We start from the raw sequence: 22,317 nt of genomic DNA, 5'->3' as shown, positions 1-22,317 counted from the left end.
ATTATTCGCAGGGTGCGCGGTAGGATATTTCCGGGATGTGCAGTTGCGATTGCCGGGGAGTGAGGACGTTGCCGGTCGACGCGCAGATTCGCCGGATGGCCTGCTGCTCGTCGAGATCCCAGATTCGGACGGCGCCGTCTTCTCCGCCGGTTGCCAGGATTTTCCCGTGCGGATAGAAGGGGGTTATATGGACGATGCCTGGATCGATGCCTATCGGTTGGCCCAGGGGCGTCGCGTCCGCCGCCGACACGGTCCACAGGTGCAATTTTCGATCGGTGCTGCCGGTTACGAGCATCCTGCCGTCGGGGCTGAACGCGATGGAGTTCACGGCCTCGGTGTACCCGACGAGAGGCCGGCCCAGCGGGGTCGCGGGATCAGCGATGTTCCACAGCCTGAGTGTTTGATCATCGCTGCCGGTGGCGAGGATGCGACCGTCGGGGCTGAACGCGACGGACAGCACTGGTTTTGTGTGCCCGGCAAGAGGGAGTCCGAGGCGTGCCGCATGTGCGGGGTCGGCGACATTCCAGAGCTGCACTGTGCTGTCGTCGTTGCCGACCGCGAGGATGCGGCTGTCGGGACTGAACGCCGCCGAGTTCACGTTCGACGGGGTGCTGCCGGGAATCGGCTGGCCTATGCGCACCGGATCTGCCGGGTCGTGGATGTCCCAGAGTTGCAGGCTTCGATCGTCGTCGGCTGTGACCAGAAGGCGGTCGTCCGGGCTGAACAGAACGGGGCTTCCGTATTTTGTTTTCAGCCGGAGAGGAGATCCGATCGGAGCCGGGCTCGGGGGAGCGGCGACATTCCAGAGTTGAATTGTGCTGTCGTAGTTGCTGGTGGCGAGGATGCGGCTGTCGGGACTGAAGGCGATCGAGCTGACGGCCCCGCTGTGGCCCGTCTTCGAGAGCCACAGCGGATGTGGATGCGTTATGTCGGTGACGTCCCAGAGCTGCCCGGCGTTGTCTTCGGAACCAGCGGCCAGGAGGCGTCCGTCCGGGCTGAAAGCCAAGGATGCGATGGGTGATTCGTGACCCAGCAGTATGCGATCGGGTATCGACCACAGCCGCGCCGCGCCGTCGCCGCTGCCGACGGCGAGGGTATGTCCGTCCGGGCTGAACATGACTGAGAAAACGTTGCCGTTGCTGGCGGACAGCGGTTTGCCCAGCGGCACCGCCTCGGACGGGCGGGAAAGGTTCCAGAGCTGCGCGGTGCTGTCGCCTCCGGAGACGAGCATGCGGCCGTCCCGGCTGAACGCGACTTGCCAGACCTCTCCGACGTGTCCGAGGAGAGGCTTGCCGAGAACGGCCGGACCCCCTGGCGCGGAGAGGTCCCAGAGGTGCACGGTCTTGTCTTCGCTCCCGCTGGCCAGAGTGCGGCCGTCGGGGCTGAAAGCCACCGAATGCACGATGCCGGAATGGCCGAGGAGCGGCTGTCCTCGTGGCGCCGGCCGGGCGGGGTCGGCGACGTCCCAGAGCCGGATCGTGTGGTCGTTGCCGCCGGAAGCGAGGGTGCGGCCGTCCGGGCTGAACGCGACGGTCCGCACGAGTCCGGTGTGGCCGGCGAGCGGGCTTCCGAGCGGGACCGGGTGCGCGCGGTCGGAGATGTTCCACAGCCGTACCGTGCGATCGCTGGCGGCGGCGGCCAGGGTGCGTCCGTCCGGACTGACTGTGGCGGTGTAAACGGTGCCGCCGCCGCTGTCGGTCGGAAATCCCAGCGGATGCGGGCGGGCGGGATCTGCGACGTCCCACAGGCGGATCGTGTGGTCGTCGCCGGCGGTGATCAGCGTGCGGCCGTCCGGGGTGAAGACGGCCGAAGCGACCCAGCTTCCGAAGCCGGCCAAGGGAACCCCGAGCTGACGCGGTCGGCCGCGGTCGCGGACGTCCCAGAGCCGGACCGTGCGGTCGGCGCTGGCGGTGGCCAGGACATTTCCGTCGGGGCTGAAACCGGTCCAGTACACCGCGCCGTTGTGGCCGGTCAGCGGTGTGGCCAGCGGGCTCTGTTGGGTGGCGAGCAGCCGGGTCAGCACATTCTGATCGGCTGGACGCAGCTGGTGCGCGACGAGATCGAGCTGTGCCGCCAGCGAAGGGTCCGACGCCTGCAGCCGGTCGGCTTCGGCGACGACCTGCTGGAACTGGGCTTCGTCCCGTTGCCGGATGGCGACCACCGCCGTTGACGCCGCGACGAGGGCGAAGACGACCACGGCGGCCATGGCGGCGCGCCGGGCCCAGCTGTTTCGGCGGCGGTGCCGGGAGGATGCGGCGAGGAATTCCTGGGCTGTGCTCGTTACGTCAGCGGCCGGGGCTGCCTTCATCCACTGCGCGGCCGCCTCCAGGCGCGCGCCTCGGTAGAGCAAGGACGCGTCGCGATCCTGGCTGTCCCAGGACGTCGAGTCCTCTTCAAGCCGTTGCCGCAGAAGGTTGCCGGCCCGGTCCTGATCGAGCCAGCTCCGCAGCCGCGGCCAGGCTTGCAGCAGGGCTTCGTGCGTGATTTCGACCGATCGTTCGTCGAGCGTGACCAGCCGGGCCGCGGTCAGCATTTCCAGCGCCTTTTCGGCGGACGCGGGATCCTCGGCCTGGTCGACCAGCTGCTGCCGGGTCGACCGCCTCCTCGTGTCCCGCATGTCCTCGCTGACTCGCACCAGCCTCAGGAGAATCGCGCGCGCGGCTGTTTGCCCTCGCTCGTCCAGGTCGCCCCACACCCGTTCCGCGGTCGCGGCCACCGCACCCCGGATTCCGCGGGCTGCCTGGTATGCCTCGACGGTGAGCCGGCCGGGCTGGCGATGCTGCCAGGTCGCCAGCAACGCGTGCGACAGCAGAGGCAGAACTCCGGCGTCGTGGAGGCTTTCCGCCGATCCGGTGTGCGTGCGTGCCGCACCGGCGCCGACATCGCGGACGATCAAGTCGACGAGCCCCGGCTCCAGTTGCAGGCCGACCGACTTCGCGGGGCCGGTGACGGCCTCGCGCAGCTCGCCGGTGGTCATCGGACCGAGAACCTGCAGGTTGCCGCTCTGCGAGGCGGCCGTGAGTTCCGGGTATTCGAGGCAATGGACGAAGAAGTCGGCCCGCAACCCGAGCAAGACGACAGCAGGCCGTCCGCTGGCGGCTGAAGCGGAGCTGCTGATGGCGTGAAGAGTGCGGACGAACAGGCTTCGCTGGAACTCGTCAGCGCACAGGGTGAAGGTTTCCTCGAATTGGTCCACGATCAGCACCAGCTGAGTCGTCGATCGCGCTTTGCGGTCGAGGTGTTCCGCGATGGCGACCTCAACCGCTGCCAGGAAATCGGCCTCGATGCCGTCAGATTCCTCTTGTCCCAGTGCCGTGGAATTGTCGTCGGCTTCCGCGCTGCGCAGATCAGCCAAGAGCTTTACGGCATTCTCAAGCTCGGGCACCCGTGCGGCGAGTTCGCGGATCGGATTGTCGCGCGGCGTCATCGTGACGGTTGTCCAGCTGCCGGGCTCTTCCAGCCTCGGGAGCAGACCGGCGGCGATCAGCGACGACTTCCCGGCTCCGGACGCTCCGATCAGCATGACCACGCCCGCGCCTGTCTTGGCCGCCAACCTGGCGACCAGGGCGTCGGTGCTGCGACGGCGTCCGAAGAAGGAACCGGCGTCCTCTTGCCTGAACGACGCCAGGCCCCGGTAAGGGCAGGTGTCAGCGGATCCGGGCCGCTCAGGGATGTCACCAGCTGCGGAAGCGCCGGGAATCGGGCTGTCGAGTGCCTGCTTCCACAACTCTTGCCAGGCAGCCAGGTTGTACAGGTCGGGCACGACCGGGGCGGGACGCAACTGGCGTGCCTGCCCGATCAGGATCTCCAGGACGACCGCCAGCGAGGCGAAGCGGGCAGGGACGTTCCGTCCTCGTCGCCAGTCGCTGACCCGCTGCGCCGCGACCCTGACGGGACGACCCCGTTCGTCGGCCCGTCGCGCTCGCAGAACTGATTCGGTCACCCGCTTCAGCGGAGGATCGCCCGCTTCGGCGTAGAGCAGCGCGAAACGCTCCGCGAATAACCCACGCGGCTCGAAGCCCACCTCATCGCCCTCCCCAAGCCGATGTCGCCACTGCAGTCAGGGTGCCGTGCGTGCTTATGCGGCTGCCGCTGCCGGGCGGAGATTCATAGTGGTCACCGCGGCTCGAGAACGCAAGGTGATCTTTTCCGGGGCTGGGTTTAGGGGACTGCCGGGGCAGCTGTGCACGTTCGGCTGTCCGGACCGGAAAACCTGATTGGGTCTGTGACCTCGGTGTTTCCGGACGGCAAGCCGGTCAGGAAGATCCACTGGGCACGCAGCGGCACCAGACTGGACGGGAAGACCGCGGCCGCGGCGTCAGCTCGTCCGGGCACCGGGTTCGGCGTCGCACGATCTGTCGAGGGGGCAGCTCGTGCGACGCCGCGGTGACACAAGGAAGAAAGCCGGACACTGCGCCGCCACCATGGCGCGGGATCGCCAGATCGTATTTCGCGAGAGCCGGCCCCCAGCGGCCTCGTGATCTGGCGAGGAAAGAGGTGACGGGGCGCGCGGGCGCTGCTCGCTCAGCCCCGTCGCCTCGCCTTGACGAGTGTCCGCGGCCGTCACGAACTCGCCGGTGTTCGGCCAGCCCGTTGGTGCGCATACGTTTCGAACTCGCTCCAGCCGCCGAAACGACGGTCGCAGGGAGAAGTGTCGCTGCCCCGAGCCGCACCGGGCGACGCCGAGATCATGGCGGCTTCGGCGAACCCCGCCCGAGCTGCGCTCCCGGCCGGATCTGCGACGATGGGGACGATCGTGTCGAAGACGGGAGAGCTGATGGACGAGTCGAGCCGCCGGGATGTGTGGCGTCCGGGCCAGGACTGCCAGGCGGTGGCCACGGCCCGGTCGCTGGGCCAGGACGTGGACAAGATCCACGGGGACGCGTGGGGCGTCGTCGGGACCTTGGGGGACAGCGTCTGCTACGTCGGCGTCACGGACAAGGTCACGGCGATCCACGATGCCCTCGCGCGCCGGATCCGCGAGCGCGACCTGCCCGTCCGGCTGCTGGCCCCGAACTACTCGGGCGGGATCTCGGACGGCCAGCGCAACGGCACCCCGCAGATGCGGTACTCGCTGATCGGCCGCGAGACGACGAACGACGGGCTGTCGCTGCATTTCGAGGGCAGCGAGATGCGGGGAATCGTCGCCGTGGTGGCGTGCGACAAGCCCCCGGTCGGCGCCACGGCGGCGATCCTGGAGCGCGACGTGCCCGCCGTGGTGCTCTCCGACGGTTCGATCCGGCCGGGCACGGATCCCGAAACCGGGGAAACGATCGATCTGGTCAGCTGCTTCCAGGTCGCCGGGGACCCGGACGCGGCCAAGCGCGAGCGGTGGGCGCGCAACGCCTGTCCCGGGCACGGCAGCTGCGGCGGGATCTTCACCTACAACACGATGCAGTCCTTCATCGCCGTGCTGGGGCTGGAGCCGCTGCACATGGTGTCGCCGGCGTCCGAGGACCCGCGGCGGGTCGAGGAGTTCCCCGAGCAGATCGTGGACTGCCTGGAAATCATGACGCAACGCGGGATAACGCCGCGCGATCTGGCCACCCCGCTCGCGTTCCGCAACGCCGCCGTCGTCGCGATCGCGCTGGGCGGGTCGACGAACGTGGTCCTGCACGCCCCGGAGATCGCCCGCGCGGCCGGCATCGACTTCTGGTCCGAGGTGATGACCCAGGAGGAGTTCAACCGGCTCTCCCGGACCGTCCCGGTGCTCGTCAACGCCCGGCCGTTCGGGCAGTACAGCATGGTGGACATCGACGCCGCCGGCGGCCTGCAAGCGGTGGCGGCGGAACTGCTCCGGCACGGCCTGCTCGACGGCTCCACCTTGACCTGCACGGGCGAAACCCTCGGCGAACAGATCGAGCGGCTAGACCCGCCCGCCCCGGACGGTCGCGTGATCTTCTCCGCCGCCGAACCATTCAAGCCCACGGGCGGCCTGCGCCTGCTCTCCGGCAACCTCGCCCCCGACGGCGGCGCGGTGATCAAACTGGCCGGCGTTGAGACAGGCGTCGTCGACGGCCGGTTCGAGGGACGGGCGCGCGTCTTCGACAGCGAGCAGGAACTGTTGCGGGCGCTCATCGAGACGCCCGACGAGTTCGCGGACCGGGACATGGTCGTCATCCGCTACGAAGGCCCGCGGGGCGCGCCCGGCATGCCCGAGATGCTCGACCCGACCTCGCGCATCACCGCGCTGTGCCGGACGAAAGGCATCTCCATCGCGCTGATGACGGACGCCCGGTTCTCCGGCGGGTCGGTCGGCCTGGTCATCGGCCACGTCGGCCCGGAAGCCGCCCTCGGTGGGCCGATCGCGCTCGTCGAGGACGGTGACACGATCACTGTCGATCTGAACACCGATTCCCTTGAGTGCACGGAATTGGCTGATCCTGCTGTGTACCAGGCGCGTGTCGCTCAGTGGCAGGAAGCCGCCGCTGCCAACGGGGGTGTTCATCCGCTAGTTCGGCCGGTGTCGACTCGTCTGCTCCGCCGGATGCGTGCGCTCGCCGCGTCCGCGATCGATGGCGGGGGGATGGCGGAGGCTGTTCGCTGACACGGCCGGGGCTTCTGCCGGACTCCACCGGAGATCCCCACAGGTGAACCAGCCAGTGTTCCGTTCTCGCATCGAGGTCGAAGACGGCGTCGTACTCGTGCGACACCTCGGTCAGGTACGCGGCGACGGAGTAGTCCCCGGCACTGGGAAGAGCGAGCGTGGGATCGTTCGGCGACGGTGCCATGGAAACGATCCGGAGCAATTCGCTGTCTGCCACAAGGACACCGGTGATTCGCCGCACCGGAGCCACGAGAGCGGGCGGAGGCGCGGCCCAGACCTCGACGGCCAGCCGGACGTCGGCGATTCCTGGTCGGAGGGTGAACAGCACGCAGGCACCCGACGAGGTCGCCGGATCTTCGCCGGATCGCTGCTCGGCGAGGCGCTGCGCGGCGGCGAGCACATTGCCGGTTCCGATGGCGAACTGGTGGAATTCGGGGCTGAGTTCGGCACGAACCGCTGCGAGGGGCGCGTCTGCCGACATGGTTCGGGAGCGTAGCGCCCTTGCTCGCGTCGCCCCTGGACCGCCGGGGAACAGGGCCCGCGGCAGTCAGCGGCCGTTGAGATGCATGGCGGATTCCCGGTAGCGCATGCCTTTTGTCGTCCCAGGCGGGACGGCGTTGTCGAGCTGCGCGATGTCTTCGGCGCTGAGGCGCAGGGACGCGGCTTGAAGGTTCTCGACGAGGGTGTGAGGGTGCTTGGTGCCCGGGATCGGCACGATGTCCCGGCCTTTGGTCAGCAGCCAGGCCAAGCAGACTTGCGCCGGTGTCGCGTCGACGCGGGCGGCGACGGCGCCGACCGTCGAGACGATGGCGGTGTTGGCGGCGAAATTCTCGCGTCGGAAGCGCGGGTCCGTCCTGCGGTGGTCGCCCTTGGCGTACTCCTCGGCGGGTTTGGCGGTTCCGGTCAGGAATCCGCGGCCCAGCGGGGAGTAGGCGACCAGGCTGATGCCCAGTTCCCGCAACAGGGGTTGGATCTCGGCTTCGACGTGGCGTTCCCACAGCGAGTACTCGGTCTGCAGCGCGGTGACGGGGGTGACGGCGTGCGCTCGCCGGATCGTGGCGGGTGCGGCTTCGGAAAGGCCGAAGTACCGGATCTTGCCGTCGGCGATCAGTTCGGCCGCGGCGCCGGCCACGTCTTCGATGGGGACCTCGAGGTCGACCCGATGTTGCGACAGCAGATCGATGCGGTCGGTGCGCAGGCGGGTCAGCATCGCGTCGACGGTGCGGCGGATGTGGCCGGGCCGGCTGTTCAGCTTGCCGCGGGCGCCGGCCGGGGTGTATTCCCAGCCGAACTTCGTGGAGATGAAGGCTTTGTCGCGTCTGCCGCGCAGCGCCGTGCCGAGGAGTTCCTCGTTGTGGAAGGGGCCATAGCATTCGGCGGTGTCGAAGAAGGTGCAGCCGAGGTCGAGCGCCCGATGGATGGTGGCGATCGATTCGGCCTCGTCGGCGTTTCCGTAGGCGTGGCTCATGCCGAAGCAGCCGAGTCCGAGCGCGGACACAAGGGGACCGTCGGTTCCGAGGACGCGGGTGGGCAAGACGTCGTCGAACGTCAACGGGAGCCTCCCTTGGCTGTCAACGGGTTCGAGGCCATGGCGTCGAGGGGCCGGCGATGCGGCCGGGGTCACCGCAGGGCGGCCCCGTGGTGAACGATCGCGTCGAGAAAGTGGCCGCGGGCGATCGCCGCGGCCAGTGCCTCGATCTCGTCGCTCAGATATCTGTCTTCGCGCAAGGCGGGGGCGATCGCCCGGACGTGGTGGTAGGTCACGCGGCCGAGCGGGCTGAGATGCGAATACCGGCCCGACACGTCGACGGCCTGGGCCGCGGCGAGCAGTTCCACGGCGAGGATCCAGTTGTTGTTCGCCAGTACCCGGCGGGCGTTGCGGGCACTGATTAAGCCCATGCTGACTACGTCCTGGTTGTCCGCGTTGGCAGGCACGCTTTGCGTGCTGGCCGGGGCGATCGTCCGGTTCTCGGCGACCAGCGCGCTCGCGGGATACTGCGCCCCGGCCAGCCCGCTGTGCAGGCCGGGGCTCTGCGCGATCAGGAATTCGGGCATGCCGTCGTTGAGGTGCCGGTTCAGCAGCCGGTGCGTCCTGCGCTCGGAGAACACGCCGAGCTGGGTGAGCGCGATGGTGCAGAAGTCCATGGCGAAAGCGATGGGCTGGCCGTGGAAATTCGCGCCGTGGAAGATCGCTTCTTCGGTGTCCCTGCCGAAGAAGAGCGGATTGTCGTTGGCGGAGTTGAGTTCGGTCCGCAACGCGGTCTCGGCGTGCCGGAGCGTATCGCGGACGGCTCCGAGCACCTGCGGCACGGCGCGCAGGGTGTAAGCCTTCTGCAAATAGACCTCTTCGTCGCCGCTGCGAGCCTGGCGAGACAGCTCAGCGTGGTCGACGGCGAGCCCGGTTCCGCTCAGCAACGTGCGCAGGTTGGCGGCGGTGTCGATCTGGCCCGGGTGCGGACGCGCCCGTTCGTGGCCTTCGGCGAGGAACGGCCCGGTCGAGCCCCGCAGCACCTCGACGACCAGCGCGGAAATGATCTCCGCCTGCCGTACCTGGTCGAGCGCGCGGCTGACGACCAGAGCGCCGATCCCGGTCATCGCCGACGTGCCGTTGATCAGCGCGAGGCCTTCCTTGGCGAGCAGCTGCAGCGGCACGATCCCGTGCCGCCGCAGCACCGGGCCGGTCGGAGTCCGCTCGCCGTTCTCGAGGACGTAGCCTTCGCCGATCAGGGTGCCGGCGACATGCGCGAGCGGAGCGAGATCCCCGCTGGCTCCCAGCGACCCGATTTCCGGGACCGCCGGGGTGATGCGCAGATTCAGGTACGCCGCGAGCCGTTCGAGGACCGCGGGGCGCACGGCCGAACAGCCCTTGGCGAGTGCGTTGAGCCGGGCCGTGAGCATCGCCCGCACCTCGTCCTCGGCGAAGAGCGGTCCGACCCCGGTGCTGTGGCTGCGGATCAGATTCGTCTGGAGCGCCACCTCGTCGCCGGCGCCGACGGGGTGGTGCACCAGTTCTCCGTACCCGGTGGTGACGCCGTAAACCGGAACGCCTCGGCGCACCAGGTTCTCGAACGACGCGCGGTTCTTTTCGGCCGCGGCCAGCGCTGCCGGGGTCACCGCACATGGCGCCCGGCCCTCGGCGATCCTGCGGACGCCGTCGAGATCCAGTTTGGCGCCGTCGAGTTCGACCGGCTGATCGCCGTCTGCCGTCACGATGTCACTCCTGCCTCGTTCGCGGTTCCCGGGCGGCCGAGCAACCAGCTCAGCGCCGCGGTGGCCAGGGCGAGCAGCGCGAGAACCCCGCAGGTGATTACGAACGCGGTGCCGAAGCCGCCCGCGGGGACCGATGCCGTGTCCTGCGGGTTGCGGCCGAGCGCGGCGCGGTAGAGCGTGCCGATCCCCGCGACCCCGAGCGCCATCGCGGCCTGGGTGACGGTGTTCAGCACGCCCGAACCCGCCCCGGTCAGATCCGCGGGCACCTGGGCCATGACGATGCCGATCAACGGCGAAACCACGAGGCCCTGCCCGATTCCGGACAGGCCGATGGTGGCCGCGAGCGCGAACGCCTGAGTGCCGGTCTCGGCGCGCACGATGAACGGCATCGGAACGAAGCTCAAGGTCATCAGGAGCGCGCCGGTGATCAGCACCCGCGTGCCGTAGCGCTCGGCCAGCCTGCGGCCGGCCGCCGACGCCACCGCGAACCCGGCGCCCAGCGGCACGAACACCACGCCGGTGCTCATCGGGTTCAGGTTCAGCGCGGACTGCAAATAGTAAGTCAGCACCAGGAAATAGCCCGCGTTGCCGGCGAAGAACACCGTCACGGTGGCCATGCTGGCCGGGAACCCGCGCCTGCGCAGGAGGCGGGCGGGCAGGAGGGGATCGCCGCCGCGCGCGGCGAGCCGGTTCTCGAACCGGAACAGGACCGCCGTCAGCAGCGCGGTGGCGGCGAAGCAGAGCCAGGTCCACAGCGGCCAGCCCTGTTCCGGGCCGATCGACAACGGGATCAGCAGGGCGGGCAGCACGGACGCGGTCAGCACGGTGCCCGCCATGTCCAGCGGTGCGGCGGCCGCGCTGCGGCTCTCCCGCACCGTCGACGGCGCGATCAGCAGGATGACCAGCCCGATCGGCACGTTGATCAGGAAGATCGTCCGCCAGCGCAGGCCGGCGACGTCCGCCTCCAAGAGCAGGCCGCCGCCGATCAGCCCGGCCACGACGCCGAGCCCGATCACCGACCCGTAGGCCCCGATCGCCCGCCGCCGGTCTTCCTGCCGGGCGAAGGTGCCCTGGATGATCGAGAGCACCTGCGGCATCAGGACGGCCGCGGCCGCGCCCTGCACCACCCGCGCCGCGATCAGCAGCTCCGCGGTGGGGCACAGCGCGCACAGCAGCGACGCGGCGGTGAAGGACGCCACGCCGTACTGGAAGACCTTCTTGCGGCCGAACCGGTCGCCGAGTTTGCCGCCGGTGACCATGCCCGCGGCGTAGGCGATCACGTAACCGTCGATGACGAACTGGATCTGGCCGAAACTGGCTCCCAGGTCGGCTTGGATGGGCGGGCTGGCCACGTTCACGATGAACATGTCGATCTGGCCCATGAACGTGGCCAGCAGCACGACCCCGATGCCGGCCCAGTCGCGAAAACCGGGCGCGGCCGAGGGAGGCGCTTCCGCGGAGGCAACCATTCTCGTCTCGTGTCTTTCTACCTGGTCGGGTGAGCGCCGCCGTTGACCCCGAAGGTCTGCCCGGTGATGTGCCGGGCGCCGGCGGAAGCGAGGAAGTGCACCGTTTCGGCGATGTCGGCGGGAATCCCCGCGCGACCGGTGCTGGTCGCCTCGACCAGTTGCTCGGCGCGCTCGGCGGGCAGCTTGTCCCGGAAGAACTCGGTCTCGCGGACGTAGCCGGGCGCGACCACGTTCGAGGTGATCGAGCGCGCGCCGAGACGGCGGGCCAGGTCGACGTTCCACGACGCGAGCCCGGCCTTGGCCGCGCCGTAGGACCCGGAGCCCTGGTCGGCGGCGATCGACCCGATGTGGATCACCGAACCGCCCTCCGCGAGTCGGGGCTCGGCCGCGGCGGTGGTCAGCACCGCGCTGATCAGGTTCGCGTCCAGATTGGCCCGCCAGCGCGCGAGCACCCCGGCCAGCCCGTCTTGCTCGGGCAGATCGAAGTCGGTGTTGCCGCCGGCGTTGTTGACCAGCACGTCGATCGGCCCTTCGAGCCCGGCCAGCGCGGCGGTCACCTGATCGGGGTCGGTGCTGTCGCAGACGACCGGACGCACCGCCGGGCCCAGTTCGGCGGCGGTCGCGACCAGCACTTCTTCGCGTCGCCCGGTGATGTGCACGACCGCGTCCGCGGCGGCGAACTTCGCCGCCACCGCCCGGCCGATGCCGGTGCCCCCGCCGGTGACCAGGATTGTCCGAGTCATCTAGCCTTCCTTCGTGTTCGCTGGCCTGGATTGACGTTTAGGCCTAAATGATAGGCTGCCCGCAGCGTAGCCGACAACCGAGGTGGAGGTCCGGGATGAGCGCAGCGTCCGGGAATGCCCCCGCGCCGGACGCGGCCGACGAGATCGAGGCCGCCTGGCAGCGCGAACGGCCGGGCACGTCCACCGAGTCCATCGGCATCGTGACCCGGCTGTGGCAGCTGGCGAAGCTGTTCGGCGAGGACCGCCGCCGGGTGCTGCTCGACTCGGGCGTCGATTCGGCCACTTTGGACCTGCTCAGCGTGCTGCGGCGCAGTTCGCCGCCGTACTCGCTGACGACCCGCGAACTGGCGAGGCTGACCCTGGTCACCGCGGGGGCGATTTCGCAGCGGGTGGCACGGGCGGAACGCGAAGGACTGGTCGAACGGCACACCGAACCGCCCGGGCGGAGCGTGTACGTGACGCTGACGCCGGCCGGGCACGCGCTGGTGGAACAGACCGTCGACCGGGTGCTCGAGCGGGAACTCGAACTGGTTTCCGGGCTCAGCGGCGAGCAGCGGGCCCAGCTCGCCGAGTTGCTGCGGACCCTCCTCGGCGAAGTGCAGACGCGGTGCGGCGACCACGGCATTTCGCACGTCGGCGACGTGGGCTCGGCGATTTAGGGCCGGCCGCCGCCAGGACTCACAGCAGCCGGGTGAAATGCCGGACGACCTCCTGCGCCTGAACCGGGTTCAGCCGGGGATCGCAGGCGGACTCGTACCTGTCCAGTGCGAGCGCGCCGGTCAGCTCGGCGGGCGTGTCCACGCATTCGGTCACCGGGTCGGGGCTCACCTCGAGGTGGAGTCCGCCCGGATGCACCCGGTGCTCGCGCAGGATCCGGCAGAAGTGCCTGATCTCCGCCTGGATCTCCGTCACCACGCGGGTTTTCCGCCCGCTCCCGGTCTTGCGGGTGTTGCCGTGCATGGGATCGCAGAGCCAGGTCACGTGCCCGGCCCGCGAGCCGAGCGAGGCCACCAGCGCGGGGAGCCGGCCGGCGATCTTCTCCGCGCCCATGCGGATGATGAGGCTCAGCCGGCCGGGCCGATGCCCTGCGGCCAGGCGGTCGACGACGGCGTTCAGCTCGTCCGCGGTCGCGGTCGGGCCGATCTTCACCCCGACCGGGTTGGTGATCTGCTCGGCGAACGCGAGATGCGCGTGATCCAGCTGCCGGGTGCGCTCGCCGATCCACACCAGATGCGCCGAGGAAGCGTAGCTGCCGCCGCGGGCCGGGTCGTGGCGGAGCAGCGCCTGCTCGAAGTCCAGCAACAGCGCTTCGTGGCTGATGTAGGTCGGCGCCAGCATCGAGCTGATTCCGCTGCTGCCCTCGGAAAGCAGCAGCTGCCGCATGAAAAGCGCGTCCAGGCCGCGCGCCGCGACGTCGTAGGCGGTCAGCATGCGAGCCGGATCAGGCCGCCTTGCCTCGGCGGTCGGGCTCAGGCCGTTCACCGCGTCCCCGCGGTAGACCGGGATTTCCTCGCCGTCCGCCAGGGTTTCCGTCGCACAGGAACGAGGTTTGGCGAACTGCCCGGCGAACCGGCCGATCCGCACCGTCGGGACTCCGGCGGTTTCGGCGGTTTCGCAGAGGTGGTGCAGCTGGGAAGCCTTGGCCTGGATCCGGTGCCGTCCCGAATCGGCGAACAGTTCGGCACAGTCGCCCGCCTGGATCACCACGGCCTCCCCGCGGGCGACGAATTCGAGTTCGCCGGCCAGCGCGTGACAGGACTGCGCGTCGACGAGCGGCGGCCGGGCGCGCAATTCGCTGCGCACCGCGGCCACCGCGTCCGGTGCGGGCCATGCGGGCTGATGGGCGGCGGCGATTTCCAGCACTGCGCGGGGGATCATCGCGGTCTCCTGGTGAGGGGGTGATCACGCGGGACGGAGGTCGGACGGCGCCAGCCGGAGCTGGACCCGCCGGGCCAGGTCGATCAGGCGTTCTTCGCCGCCGGGCGGCCCGACGATCTGCACCCCGAGCGGGGCGCGGTTCACCGGGCTGAGCCGGACGGGCACGGCGATGGCGGGCAGCCCGGCGAAACTGGCGATCGGGGTGTAGCCGATCCGCCGGTCGTAGCCGGGCTCGCCGGGGGCGGGAATGGTGGTGGCGACCGGGCGGCTGGTCCGCAGATCGGGCGGGGGAGAGGGATCCAGCGGAAGCAGCCAGGCGTGCGTGCGGTCGCCGAAGCGGGCGGCGTTGCCCTGCCGGCAGGCGAACATCGCGTCGAGGATCTCCGCGTACTGGCTGTCGCTGACCCGGGCGCCGACTTCCAGCGCTTGTTCGGTGCTCGCGTGCAACGGCACGGTGATCCAGTGCCGCCAGAGCTGGTAGCCGTCCCATGCCTGCCGGGCGCAGAGCTGCCAGGCGGAGCCGCGGTGCTGCCAGAGGTCGTCCACCCTCAGGTCGGCGATCTCGTTGCCGTCGTCGGCCAGCGCGGACGCGGCCAGGTCGAGCGTTTCCAGCATTTCGGGACTGCACGAGCCTTCCCGGACGTGGACGGGCACGCCGATGCGGCAGCGGGAAGGCAACGGCTGCCCGGCCGGTCCGAGCAGGGCGCGCAAACCCAGGCGCTGCCACAGAAACGCGAGATCCTCGGCCGTGCGCGCCACCCAGCCGACCGCGTCCATCGGCGGGGACAGCGGGAAGATGCCGCGCAGCAGCCCCGGATCGTGGGTCATCCGCAATCCGACGGTGCCGCAGTGCCCGGCCGGCCAGCGCACCGACCCGAGGACGTCCGTGCCCATCGCGAGATCGCAGAGGTTCGCGGCGACGGCGACGCCCGCGCCGGTGCTCGAACCCGCGGGGTCGATGTGCGGGAAATAGGGATTCACGCAGCCGGAGCCGACGCCGATGTTCAGCTCGGTGCTCACGACCTTGCCGATCACCTGGCGCTCGACCCCGGCGAGCCGGGAGAGCGCTTCGGCCGACGCGGCCGGATGGTGCCGGTAATGGCGCAGGCCCAGCGAGGTCGGCAGGCCCGCGACGTCGACGGTGTCTTTCACGCCGACGCGGATCAGCGGCGTGCCCGCTCCCGGGCCCCGCCGCGCGGTGACCGCCCGGTACCGGGCGTCGGCGACGGCGTGCCAGGTTTCGTTCTGCTCCGCCCATTTCCGGTCGTCCCATTCGCCCAGCTCGTGCAGGCGGCACCGGTCGGCGAGCGGAAGTCCGAGCAGATCCGGCAGCGCCGGGCGGTCGTCCGGCCAGGAGATTCCCGCGGCCTCGGCGTAGCCGCTGACCGCCGCGGCGGGATCGGACGGGAGCGGACGGGCCGGGGCGGCCATCAGATCGCCTCTTCCAGCGCCGCGCGGGGTCCCTGTTGCGCGAGCGCGTACAGGGCGGTGACCGCGATCTTCCCGGTCGCGGTCCGGGGAATGCGCCGCACCCGGTGCATCGCCCGCGGCGGGGTGAAATCGTGCAGCACCGCCCGCAGCCGGGCGGAGATCTGCTGGCGCGAGTGTTCCCGGTCGAGGCTGTAGAACAGTTCGTAGTGCTCGGCGCGGACCGGATCGCGCACGGGCAGGCAGGCCACGTCCATGCCGTCGACCGAGTTCCGCAGCGCGGCCGAGAGCTCTTCCAGGTTCACCCGCTCGCCGTTCACCTTGATCAGGGCCGAGGCCCGCCCGTGGAACTCGAAGGACCGGCCCTCGCGGCGGATCACGTCGGGCAGCCGCCACGTTTCGGGCCGGGCGGCCATGTCGCCGCGCCGGGCCAGCCGGGGGCTGCGGATGTGCAGCCACTGGCCGGGGCCCTCGTCCGGATCGGCGAACTCGACGTCGGGCAGGAGCTGCCAGCGTCCCGTTTCGCTGCCCGGCGGCGCGATTTCCCGGTGCGCGACCCCTCCGGTCTCGGTGGACCCGAACAGTTCGAACGCCCGGAAACCGGTGCCGGACAACGCGGCCAGCACCTCGCCGGTGGCCTGCACCGTGGGCCCGGTCCCGTGCAGGGCGACCGCCGAGGGCAGCGCTTTGACCTGGCCGAGCAGGTGCCGCAGCACCAGCCAGCTGGCGGGCAGGCAGACGAACAGCGTGCGCTTCTGCTCCAGTTCGGGCGGCAAGCCCGCCGGCGCGTGGGTGAGGTGGTGCACGGGAATGCCGCGGATCTCCGGCAGCACCTGCGCGAAGAGCCTGCCGAACAGGTGCTCCACCGGCGCGAAGCTCGCGATCTGCTCCACGTCGCCGACGAGTTCGTCCGCGATCAGTCCGGCCTCGGCCCGCAGCTGGTCCGGCGTGCGCAGCCACACCGCGGGCGAACCGGTGTGCCCGGACGTGCGGAACTCGACTTCCGGCGCGGTCACCGGGCTCCTCCGAACACGGCCCGGTCTTCCAGCTGGGAGTGCACGAACTCGGCGATGCGGTCCATCCGCGCGAAGGTGTACCGGACGTCGTGCTCGACGAAGTCGACCTCGATGCCGAATTCCTTTTCCACGGCGGTGACGCATTCCATCGCACCGAGGCTGTCGTAGCGGTCGCCGAGCGTCTCCGGGAGCGGCGCGTCCTCGGGCAGGTCGTCGATTTCCGGGCCGAACAGACCGGCCAGCACGGAGCGGGTCCGGGTCCGGAGGGAGTCGAGGGTGGGCACGGGGGAGGAGGTCATCGGTTTCCCTTTCCGGTGGCGTCCGCGCGACGGAGTCGTCCCTGGACGCCGAAGTACACGGATTCCTTGGGCGTGGGCCGGAATTCCAGGTAGAGGAACGGAGTTCCGGCGGTCATGCCGAGCGCGTCGGCGAGCACGGCGGCCAGCTCTTCGTAAAAGACGTGATCCCGCCCGACCGACACGCAGCAGACGACACTCGCGTGGTGCAGTCCTTCGCTGTCGTGCGGGAGAGCTTCGATCGGCATGCCGCCGACGAACACCGTGCCCTCTTCGGTCTTTTCGAACCGCACGACCACATGCCTGCGGTCGCTGTCGTGGTCGGAGAACCAGCGGGTCAGCCGCACGGCGATGGCGCGGCGTTCGGCGGTGGGCAATTCGGCGGTGCGAATGGTGACAGTGGGCATGGTTTCCCCAGAACGGTTTTCCCTCAGGACAAGGAGAGGGCGGGCAGTGCGGTCCGGAGCCCGGCGACGCGGTCGCGCAGCAGAGTGCCGAGACAGTCGGCCAGCACCCCGCCGCCGCCCGGCGCGAGCGGCGTCCACGCGGTGCCGTCCGCGCGGCCGAGCCGGTCAAGAAACACCGCCAGCCGCGGGGTATCCACCGGGATCCGCTGCCGGTCGGCGGTCACCACCGCCTCGTAGGTGCTGAGCAGATCCGGCATGCGCGAACCGGTGTTGGCGAAACCGCCGCTGGGCACCCGGTGCCGGTCGAGCAGACCGGCCAGTTCGCCGGGCACGCTCTGGCCCAGTTCCGCCAGGATCCGCACCGCCTGCAGCCCGGCGCGGAGAGTCGGATCCGCCCCGGGAACGTTCCGATAGCCCTGCTCGGCGCGGCAGCCCGCGACGAAGTCCTTCAGCCGCAAGGCGTCCAGCACGTCGGCGACCGGAATTCCCAGCAGCCGCAGGCTTTCCACGGCCGCGGCGGTGGAGACCAGATCCGATCCGCGGCCCTCCCAGTAGCCGAAACCGCCGTCCGGGTTCTGCAGATCGCGCAGCCAGCCCGCGATCTCCCGGGGCGCGTCGGGGTCGGCGGCGGCCGAGCCCGCCGCGAGGGCCCAGAGCGTGCACCGCACCTCGCTGCCGCGGGCGGGCATGTACATGACGCCGCCCTCGTTCGGCAGCCGGCATCCGGCCAGCCAGGCACGCCACTGCTGCTGCCGCGGGTCGTCGCCGGGCGAGAGCAGCGCGGTGGCTGCGGTGCTCAGCGCGTCCCCGGCGTGCTCGGGCTCGCGATAGGTGAAACCGCCCGAGGGACAGGACAACGCGTGCAGCCGGCGCAGCACCGGACCCGCGTGCTCACCGGTGTCCGCGCCCAGCGCCCGCAGCGAGCCGATCGCGCAGAACTGCGCCCAGACGTCGGCGACGTCGTAACCGGCCCACCGGACGAACGAGCCGTCGGGCAGCCGCCGGTCCAGAATCCAGTCGAGGCAGCGCTGCCGCTCGTCTGGGGCCGCACCCAGCGCTTCGAGAGCGGCGGTGGCCCGGTACGTGGCCCACAGGCACGGGACGTCCGCGGACTCCCCGAACCGGAAACCGCCGTCGGCCCGCTGCTGATCCCGCAGCCAGCGCACCAGCGCGGCGCCGTCCCAGGGAAGCTCCAGTTCCGGTTCCGCGATGCGCAGCGCCCGCCAGGACATCACGCCGTAGAAGCAGGCACGGACGTCGGAAGCCGTGGTACTGGCGTGTTCCGGCGACCAGCCGAGGCCGCCGTCCGGCGCCTGCAACGCGCGCAGCCAGCTCACCAGGCGGCCGCGGTCCGGCGGGTCGTCCCGGCACAGTTCGACCGTGCTGCGCACCGAGAAATGCGTGGCCCATACGTCGGGGGCCTGCCCGGGCAGCATCGCGTACGCGTCGCCGGACCAGGTGCGGCGCAGCCAGTCCCGCGTCGAGCCGGGCCGGGGGATCTCGGCGCCGAGTTCGGCCATCCCCTGGGTGCAGTAGAACGTCGCCCACGCGTCGGAGGCCATCCCTTTGCTCCAGGCGTAGCCGCCGTCGCTGTTGCGGCGGCTGCTCAGGTAGCCGGCGGTCGCCTCCTGACCGGGCAGGTCGCGGATCCGGTCCAGCCACGCGGCCGTGCGGATCGCGGCGTAGGTGCACCACAGGTCGGCCTCGCCGGTGCCGACGGCGGCGCCGAGCGGCGCGCGGGGCGCCAGGCGCACGGTCATCCGCCCGCCCTCACAACCCGGAAGTTGGATCGCTTCCAGCTCTTCTGCGAAGCTCCGCTCTTGGTGGTCGCGGGCAGCTGGTTGACGAAGAGGACCTCGTCCCATTCCAGGCCGAGCACTTCCCGCGACGAGTGCTGGAGCCGTCCGGCCATCGCCGCTTCCCCGGCCCGGTCCCAGTGCACGTCCCGCTCCAGGATCAACCGGGCGAACGCGCCCGGCGCGTCGGTCTCCAGCAAATAACCGGTCGCCTCGGTCTCGCCGTAGACGATTTCCTCGACCGCGCGCACCGTGAGCTTCGCGCCGCGCACGGCGACGGCGTCGGAACCGCGCCCGACGACCTCGATCACCGGGGCGCGATCGCCGCAGTCGCACCGGGCGCCCATGCGCACGTCGTCCCCGGTGTCGAGCCGCAGCACGCACCGGGCGTGCAGATTGAGCGGGGTGGCCACGAGCCGCCCGGCCCCGGATTCCGGCAACGGGCGGACGGTTCCGTCCTCGCCGGCCAGTTCGAAGTAGGTGGCCGCGGTCAGCAGGTGCAGCCGGTCCCGCGCGCAGCACGCGGCGAGGGTGCCGGTCTCCGTGCTGCCGTAGCTCGCGTCCAGCGCGGACGCGCCCCACCACCGGCCGAGCCGGGCGCGGAACGGCGCGGTGCTGACCTCGCCGAGAAGCATCAGCCTGCGAACGTCCGCGCTCAATTCCTCCAGCAGCCCGCGTTGTTTGACCAGCCTGCTGAACTGCAGCGCGACGCCGGGCGCGGCGAAAACGGTGGACGGCCGGAAACTCCGGCACAGACCGATCAGCCGGTCCCAGTCGGAGATCCCGGCGGCGAACGGATAGGCCCGGACGTGCGGGCGTCCCAGGTACTCGCAGACGCCGACGACGAGATCGGCGACCGGGACAATGTCCGAAGGCAAAAGAATCAGGACACGTTCATTTTCCGGCAACATTTCCCGCCAGGCCTCGGCCACGGAAACGGTGTTCCAGACGATGTCCTCCGCGAGTCGCGGGGTCGGCGTGGGCAGTCCGGTCGTCCCGGTCGTCTCGTAATACTTCGCCGCTTTGCCGACGGAGGAGACCAGGAACTCGTGCGGGCTTTTCTTGAGCCGGGACTTGCTGGTGGCTCCGAGTTCCTCGAATCGTTCGAAGGAATATTCCGGAAGGCCGGCGTACGCTTCGGCCTGTCCTGCCCGGCGCCACACCTCGGATAGTTTGCGCTGGTAGAAGCCATGATCTGGCAGTCTTCGCTGATGATCGCGGATCTCGCTCCCGGCCTGGGCCAGCAGGTGCAACCGATCGCTGCTATTGATGAGCAAAGAAAATCCACTCCCCAGAGAAATAAACTCAGCAGACTGTGCAATGTGGTCGTACCAGGTTTATTCGAGCGCCGCTAGTTTAGCACTAAACGTCAATCTGCCGCAAGTTGTCCGGCGAGACATCCCCCCGTGCGACTCCTCACAGCCGAGGTCACTCTGCTGGCGGTACGTGCCCTGGCGGCCGCTGGGTACCGTCCTCGACCAGATGAATTGCCGGTGCAGTCGTCGGTGTGCGTTCGCGTGCACTCTATCGCCGTCCCGGCCGGTGAAACACCTCCTTTAGTCCGCCCGCCGCGCCCGGTCATTAGCGCGTGCCGCGAGGGCGGACGGCCGGAACACCGGACCAGCGAATGACAATCAGTCTCAACGTGCTGCTAAAGCAGGGAGCGTCATGTGCGGAATCGCCGGGTGGATCAATCTCAAGGGGCCTGGCGAGCGGAAAGAAGCGGATCTTGAACGCATGACCCGCACGCTCGCCCGCCGCGGACCGGACGACGAGGGACTGTGGACGGACCGGCACGCGGGACTGGGCCACCGCAGGCTGGCCATTCTCGACGTGCGCGGGGGCGCGCAGCCGATGGCCGCGGGACCGCCCGGACAGCCGCACGCGGTGCTTTGCTACAGCGGCGAGGTGTACAACTTCCGCGAGCTGCGGGCGGAACTGGCCGGGCGGGGCCATGTCTTCCGGACCCGCTGCGACACCGAAGTGGTGCTCAACGCCTACCTGGAGTGGGGCGAGAGCTTTGTCGAGCGGCTCAACGGGATGTTCGCCTTCGCGCTGTGGGATCCGCGCGAGCGGCGGCTGCTTCTGGTGCGGGACCGGCTGGGCATCAAACCTCTCTACTACGCCAGGGCCGGCGAGTCGGTGCTGTTCGCGTCCGAGCCGAAAGCGGTTCTGGCGCACCCGGATTTCTCCGCCCGGGTCGACCGCCAGGGCCTCGCCGACCTGCTGGGGCTCGTCAAAACCCCTGGGATGACCCCGTTTCGCGATCTGTTCGAGCTGCCGCCGGGGCACGTCCTCGCCGTCGACGACAACGGCAGCCGGCTGACCCGCTACTGGAGTCTGCCGGTCGTGCCGCACGAGGACGACATCGCGGACACCGTCGGCCGCGTCCGCGAGCTGCTGTTCGATACCGTGCGACAGCAGCTGATCACCGACGTGCCGCTGTGCACGCTGCTCTCGGGCGGCTTGGACTCGAGCGCGCTGACCGCCATCGCCGCCGGCGTGCTGGACCGCTCGGGAGACGGTCCGGTCCGCTCGTTCTCCGTCGATTTCGTCGGCAGCGCCGAGCATTTCCGGGCCAGCGACTTCCGGCCCGAACGGGACAACCCCTACGCGCTGCGGGTCGTCGAGCACCTCGGCACCGCGCACCGGACCATCGAGCTGCCCGACGAAGCCCTTGCCGTGGACGAAAACCGGGACGCCGTGCTCGGCGCGCACGACCTCCCGCTCACCTTCGGCGACGTCGACACCTCGTTGTTCCTGCTCTTCTCCGCGATTCGCGGGGAGTCGACCGTCGCGCTGTCCGGCGAGTCCGCGGACGAGGTGTTCGGCGGGTACAGCTGGTTCCACGACCCGCGGGTCGTCGCCGCGGCGGAGTTTCCCTGGCTCAGCACCATGCAGTTCGTCCCTGCGGGCATGCTCACCGCGGAGTTCCGCGAGGACACCCGGTTCGACGAATACCGGGCCGACAGCTACCGGCAGGCGATCGGCGAAGTCGAGCACCTGCCGGGAGAGGACGCGCACGACCGGCGGATGCGCGAGTTCGGCTACTTGCACCTGACGCGCTGGCTGCAAGTCCTCCTCGACCGCAAGGACCGGCTCAGCATGGCGGCCGGTCTCGAGGTGCGGGTTCCGTTCTGCGATCACCGGCTGGTCGAGTACGTGTACAACATTCCCTGGAAAATCAAGACCTACGACGGCCGGGAAAAGAGCGTGCTCCGCGGCGCGGCGGCCGGCCTCCTGCCCGATTCGGTGCTGAACCGGAAGAAAAGCCCGTATCCCACCACCGGCAACATCAGGTACGAACAGGACTTGCGCCGCCGGGTCGGCCTTCTCCTCGCGGAGAACCGGTCGCCGGCACTGGAAATCGTCGACCCCGGCGCGCTGCGCGAGCTGCTGAGCCGCCCTGCGGGCTACTTCGACACCCAGCTCCGGCGCAACCCGCTGGAAACCGCCTTGAGCCTCGCGCAGTGGTACCGCGAACAGTGGAATTCGTGAGCGGGCCGCGTTCGGCTTTCGCGGAAAAT

Annotated in this window: 15 protein-coding genes; 3 read left to right on the top strand and 12 right to left on the bottom strand. The window is 70.0% G+C overall.

The features are described from left to right. Position 1: 1 nt before the first annotated feature. A complete protein-coding gene (locus AB5I40_RS07150) occupies positions 2-3,943 on the bottom strand; it encodes an AAA family ATPase (protein ID WP_370937627.1) in 3,942 nt (1,313 codons plus the stop codon). 708 nt (positions 3,944-4,651) lie between these two features. On the opposite strand from AB5I40_RS07150, the gene AB5I40_RS07145 reads away from it, so the two are divergent. Beyond that, on the top strand, positions 4,652-6,547 hold the full coding sequence (locus AB5I40_RS07145; protein ID WP_370937626.1) for a dihydroxy-acid dehydratase: 1,896 nt from the start codon (positions 4,652-4,654) through the stop codon (positions 6,545-6,547). A gap of 547 nt (positions 6,548-7,094) precedes the next feature. Here the strand turns inward: AB5I40_RS07145 and AB5I40_RS07140 are convergent. The 4 genes from AB5I40_RS07140 to AB5I40_RS07125 form a co-directional block, all read right to left on the bottom strand. Beyond that, positions 7,095-8,099, bottom strand: a complete 1,005-nt coding sequence (locus AB5I40_RS07140) for an aldo/keto reductase (RefSeq protein ID WP_370937625.1) — start codon at positions 8,097-8,099, stop codon at positions 7,095-7,097. 68 nt (positions 8,100-8,167) lie between these two features. Continuing rightward, a complete protein-coding gene (cmdF, locus tag AB5I40_RS07135; protein WP_370937624.1) occupies positions 8,168-9,757 on the bottom strand; it encodes a tyrosine 2,3-aminomutase in 1,590 nt (529 codons plus the stop codon). Further along, a complete protein-coding gene (locus tag AB5I40_RS07130; RefSeq protein ID WP_370937623.1) occupies positions 9,754-11,226 on the bottom strand; it encodes an MFS transporter in 1,473 nt (490 codons plus the stop codon). Before AB5I40_RS07130 ends, cmdF begins: the two co-directional genes overlap by 4 nt. A 17-nt stretch (positions 11,227-11,243) precedes the next feature. Beyond that, complete coding sequence (locus AB5I40_RS07125) at positions 11,244-11,969, bottom strand: SDR family NAD(P)-dependent oxidoreductase (protein ID WP_370937622.1); 726 nt, start codon at positions 11,967-11,969, stop codon at positions 11,244-11,246. 95 nt (positions 11,970-12,064) lie between these two features. On the opposite strand from AB5I40_RS07125, the gene AB5I40_RS07120 reads away from it, so the two are divergent. Beyond that, complete coding sequence (locus tag AB5I40_RS07120; protein WP_370937621.1) at positions 12,065-12,628, top strand: MarR family winged helix-turn-helix transcriptional regulator; 564 nt, start codon at positions 12,065-12,067, stop codon at positions 12,626-12,628. Positions 12,629-12,647: 19 nt separating this feature from the next. Here the strand turns inward: AB5I40_RS07120 and AB5I40_RS07115 are convergent, their stop codons facing one another. The 7 genes from AB5I40_RS07115 to AB5I40_RS07085 are packed head-to-tail and all read right to left on the bottom strand — an operon-like array spanning position 12,648 to position 20,067. Beyond that, positions 12,648-13,847, bottom strand: a complete 1,200-nt coding sequence (locus tag AB5I40_RS07115) for a 3-deoxy-7-phosphoheptulonate synthase (RefSeq protein WP_370937620.1) — start codon at positions 13,845-13,847, stop codon at positions 12,648-12,650. A 24-nt stretch (positions 13,848-13,871) separates the two neighbouring features. After that, positions 13,872-15,278, bottom strand: coding sequence for an amidase family protein (locus tag AB5I40_RS07110; RefSeq protein ID WP_370937619.1), 1,407 nt, complete (start codon positions 15,276-15,278; stop codon positions 13,872-13,874). Beyond that, complete coding sequence (locus AB5I40_RS07105; RefSeq protein WP_370937618.1) at positions 15,278-16,291, bottom strand: hypothetical protein; 1,014 nt, start codon at positions 16,289-16,291, stop codon at positions 15,278-15,280. Before AB5I40_RS07105 ends, AB5I40_RS07110 begins: the two co-directional genes overlap by 1 nt. Beyond that, positions 16,288-16,590, bottom strand: coding sequence for an acyl carrier protein (locus tag AB5I40_RS07100; protein ID WP_370937617.1), 303 nt, complete (start codon positions 16,588-16,590; stop codon positions 16,288-16,290). Before AB5I40_RS07100 ends, AB5I40_RS07105 begins: the two co-directional genes overlap by 4 nt. After that, entirely contained in the window at positions 16,587-16,994 is a 408-nt protein-coding gene (locus tag AB5I40_RS07095; protein WP_370937616.1) for a hypothetical protein, read from the bottom strand. The genes AB5I40_RS07100 and AB5I40_RS07095 overlap by 4 nt, the downstream gene beginning before the upstream one ends. Positions 16,995-17,017: 23 nt before the next feature. After that, complete coding sequence (locus AB5I40_RS07090; RefSeq protein WP_370937615.1) at positions 17,018-18,754, bottom strand: prenyltransferase/squalene oxidase repeat-containing protein; 1,737 nt, start codon at positions 18,752-18,754, stop codon at positions 17,018-17,020. Then, positions 18,751-20,067 carry a phenylacetate--CoA ligase family protein gene (locus AB5I40_RS07085; protein WP_370937614.1) on the bottom strand — a complete coding sequence of 439 codons (1,317 nt, stop codon included), beginning with the start codon at positions 20,065-20,067 and terminating at the stop codon, positions 18,751-18,753. The genes AB5I40_RS07090 and AB5I40_RS07085 overlap by 4 nt, the downstream gene beginning before the upstream one ends. A 391-nt stretch (positions 20,068-20,458) precedes the next feature. Between AB5I40_RS07085 and asnB the strand changes: the two genes are divergently transcribed. Next, positions 20,459-22,288, top strand: coding sequence for an asparagine synthase (glutamine-hydrolyzing) (asnB, locus tag AB5I40_RS07080; RefSeq protein ID WP_370937613.1), 1,830 nt, complete (start codon positions 20,459-20,461; stop codon positions 22,286-22,288). Positions 22,289-22,317 lie beyond the last annotated feature (29 nt).

It is taken from the genome of Amycolatopsis sp. cg13 (assembly GCF_041346965.1).
Lineage (GTDB): Bacteria > Actinomycetota > Actinomycetes > Mycobacteriales > Pseudonocardiaceae > Amycolatopsis.
Note: the sequence above shows the minus strand (reverse complement) of the source record. Positions and strands in the feature narration are given on the sequence as shown.